This window comes from Pseudogracilibacillus amylolyticus (SeqCode) (assembly GCF_051918545.1).
Classification (GTDB): Bacteria; Bacillota; Bacilli; order Bacillales; family Amphibacillaceae; genus Pseudogracilibacillus.
This window is the reverse complement of record NZ_JBPPZG010000325.1, coordinates 1-2,682: the sequence shown is the minus strand read 5'-3', so window position 1 is coordinate 2,682 and position 2,682 is coordinate 1. Positions and strand designations below refer to the sequence as shown.

Here is a 2,682-nt window from a genome sequence, read left to right as displayed (position 1 = left end):
ATAAAACAGCGCTTTCATATATAACAAAATTGCACAAAGATTTGTCTGCTTTATGTGCAAATTGACGAATGAAGAGATAGTATTAACTTTTTTTGGCTACTAATGCCAACTTAACAGCAAGTGCTTCATCAAACTTTTGGATATTAATACCGGTTTCATTAGTGAATTTATCAATTCGGTATTGTAAACTATTTCTGTGCATATACATTTTTTTCGCTGTTTCGGAAACATTTAAATTGTTATTAAAAAACATTTCTAACGTTTTTAACATTTCCTCGTCATCTTCAAATTTTTTTAAAACAGATGTAATTAAATGTTTTTTCGTTTGTTGATCCGTTTGGTTTAATAATAAGTAAGGGATAGATTGTTGATAGCTAATTACTTCTTCGTTTGTTAATTGAAAAATTATTTTACCGCCGTTAATTAATGAAGTATAATATTGTTTTATATCGTTACTATTAGCCTGTATATCTCCAATATAAAAATGAATATGAACCGATAAGTCTGCCATTAAAATGTTGATAATTTGGGCATAATCAATTTGTTCCTCTGTAATGGAAATTTCCTCGACTAAAATTCCAGTCGTTTCATCCTCCCATAATATGGGAACATACTTACCAAATAATTCAGTTATTGCTGCTTTAAAGGAGGTGGGATCAATTTGATCTGGCTGAATCGTAAAATAAATGAACCGAAAAGGGGATAAGTGAGCTGTACTCGACTTTTCCGCTATTAAGTCATACCAATACTCTTCTTCATTTGTTTTTTCGGGTAAAAGCTGATTATATCTTGTTAATAAAGTGGATAAAAGGATAAGCTCCTTTTTGGAAAGTTCTTTTCGAAGTATACCAAATACCTCTTTTTGATCCGTAATAAACCAAACATAGTCATTTACGTGTTCTTGTTTTTGTTGGTTATATTTAATGATAGATGGATAAATTGTTTGCAATTGCTTCAACATAAGAGAAAACTCCTTGTATTTTTTAAGGTCTTTTTAATATATTACCAAATTTAATCGTGAAGTTGTATAATAGGCAAGTACGATAAGTGAGTGAGGAGAAGATAACATGAGTAAAAATGAAGTAGTATTAGTTATCGATTTTGGAAGTCCCTATACCCAAATGTTAATGAGACAAATTCGTAATCTCGGAGTGTATAGTGAATTGCGTCCCCATACAGTAACAGCAGAAGAGGTACAAGCGCTTCATCCTAAAGCAATTATCTTATCTGGAGGACCATATTATATTCACGATGAACATAAATATCGTGTTGACACATCTATTTATTCTAGTGGCATTCCGATTTTAGGAATCTGTTACGGTGCACAGTTAATAGCCGATCATTTTGATGGAAAAGTAGAGCATGTAGCAGAACGATCGTATCATACTGAAAAAATTAAAATCGAACGTGATGCATTACTATTTAGGGACTTAGAAAAGGAACTAAACGTGTACATAAGCAAGGGCAATACTATTTCAAGTGTGCCAAAACAGTTTGAAGTAGATGCAAAGACGAAGAATCATATCGCTGCTTTTAGTAATGAATCTGAAAAAGTGTTCGGTATTCAATTTTACCCAGAAGTAAAAGAAACAGAACATGGGATTGATGTGCTGAAAAACTTTTTGTTTTCAATTTGTGAATGTAAAGGTGATTGGACAATAGAAGGATTTATTGAAACGGAAAAAGCTCATATTAAAGAAGTTGTGGGAGATAGAAAAGTTCTTTGTGCATTGAGTGGTGGAGTAGATTCTTCTGTCGTTGCAGCATTGATCCATAAAGCAATTGGGGATCAGCTTACATGTATTTTTGTTGATCATGGATTATTACGAAAAAATGAAGCGAAGGAAGTTATGGAATCTCTTGCAGACGATTTTCACATGAATATTATTCAAATTGATGCAGCTGAACGCTTTTTATCGAAACTTGCAGGTGTTGAAGATCCTGAGAAAAAACGTAAAATTATTGGGAATGAATTTATCGAAGTTTTTGATGAAGAAGCTGCCAAATTAACAGATGTAGACTTTCTAGCACAAGGAACACTTTACAGTGATGTGATTGAAAGTGGAACAGAAATGGGGAAAATGGTAAAGTCTCACCATAATGTAGGGGGACTGCCCGAAGATATGCAATTTGAATTAATTGAGCCTATTCGCACATTGTTTAAAGATGAAGTTCGAGAGCTCGGTACAGCACTAGGATTACCCGATCGTATCGTTTGGCGACAACCATTCCCGGGGCCAGGACTTGGAATCCGCGTTCTCGGTGAAGTAACTAGAGAAAAACTGGAGATTGTCAGAGAAGCGGATGCTATATTACGTGAGGAAATTGCTTCCGCAGGACTTGACCGTGAGATTTGGCAATATTTTGCGGTGTTGCCTAATATCCGGAGTGTTGGGGTTCGAGATGATGCCCGTTCATACGACTACACAGTTGGACTCCGTGCTGTCCATTCGGTTGACGGAATGACGTCAGATTGGGCACGCATTGACTGGGATATCTTAGAAAAAATTTCGCGCCGCATCGTAGCGGAAGTAGAGCAAGTGAACCGAGTTGTGTACGATATTACAAGTAAACCACCAGCGACGATCGAGTGGGAGTAAAAAGCTAACTTGATTTGAAGAGAGAACGCCTATTTAACAGTGTTTATCTTAATCTTAAATTGACAAATTGGTATAAAATAAT

General features: G+C 35.2%; 2 protein-coding genes. One reads left to right on the top strand and one right to left on the bottom strand.

Features of this window, described 5'->3' with window-relative positions:
* Window positions 1–82 precede the first annotated feature (82 nt).
* Entirely contained in the window at window positions 83–961 is an 879-nt protein-coding gene (locus tag ACPYKA_RS20295; protein ID WP_479544002.1) for a PucR family transcriptional regulator, read from the bottom strand.
* Window positions 962–1,067: 106 nt separating this feature from the next.
* On the opposite strand from ACPYKA_RS20295, the gene guaA reads away from it, so the two are divergent.
* The gene (gene guaA / locus ACPYKA_RS20290) at window positions 1,068–2,600 is read left to right on the top strand and encodes a glutamine-hydrolyzing GMP synthase (RefSeq protein ID WP_479544001.1); all 1,533 of its coding nucleotides are present in this window, start codon (window positions 1,068–1,070) and stop codon (window positions 2,598–2,600) included.
* Window positions 2,601–2,682: the final 82 nt, after the last annotated feature.

What these genes read in the sequence shown, in the direction of transcription:
- guaA (WP_479544001.1), top strand. Translation starts at nt 1,068, where the DNA reads ATGAGTAAAAATGAAGTAGTATTAGTTATCGATTTTGGAAGTCCCTAT.
- ACPYKA_RS20295 (WP_479544002.1), bottom strand. Translation starts at nt 961, where the DNA reads ATGTTGAAGCAATTGCAAACAATTTATCCATCTATCATTAAATATAAC.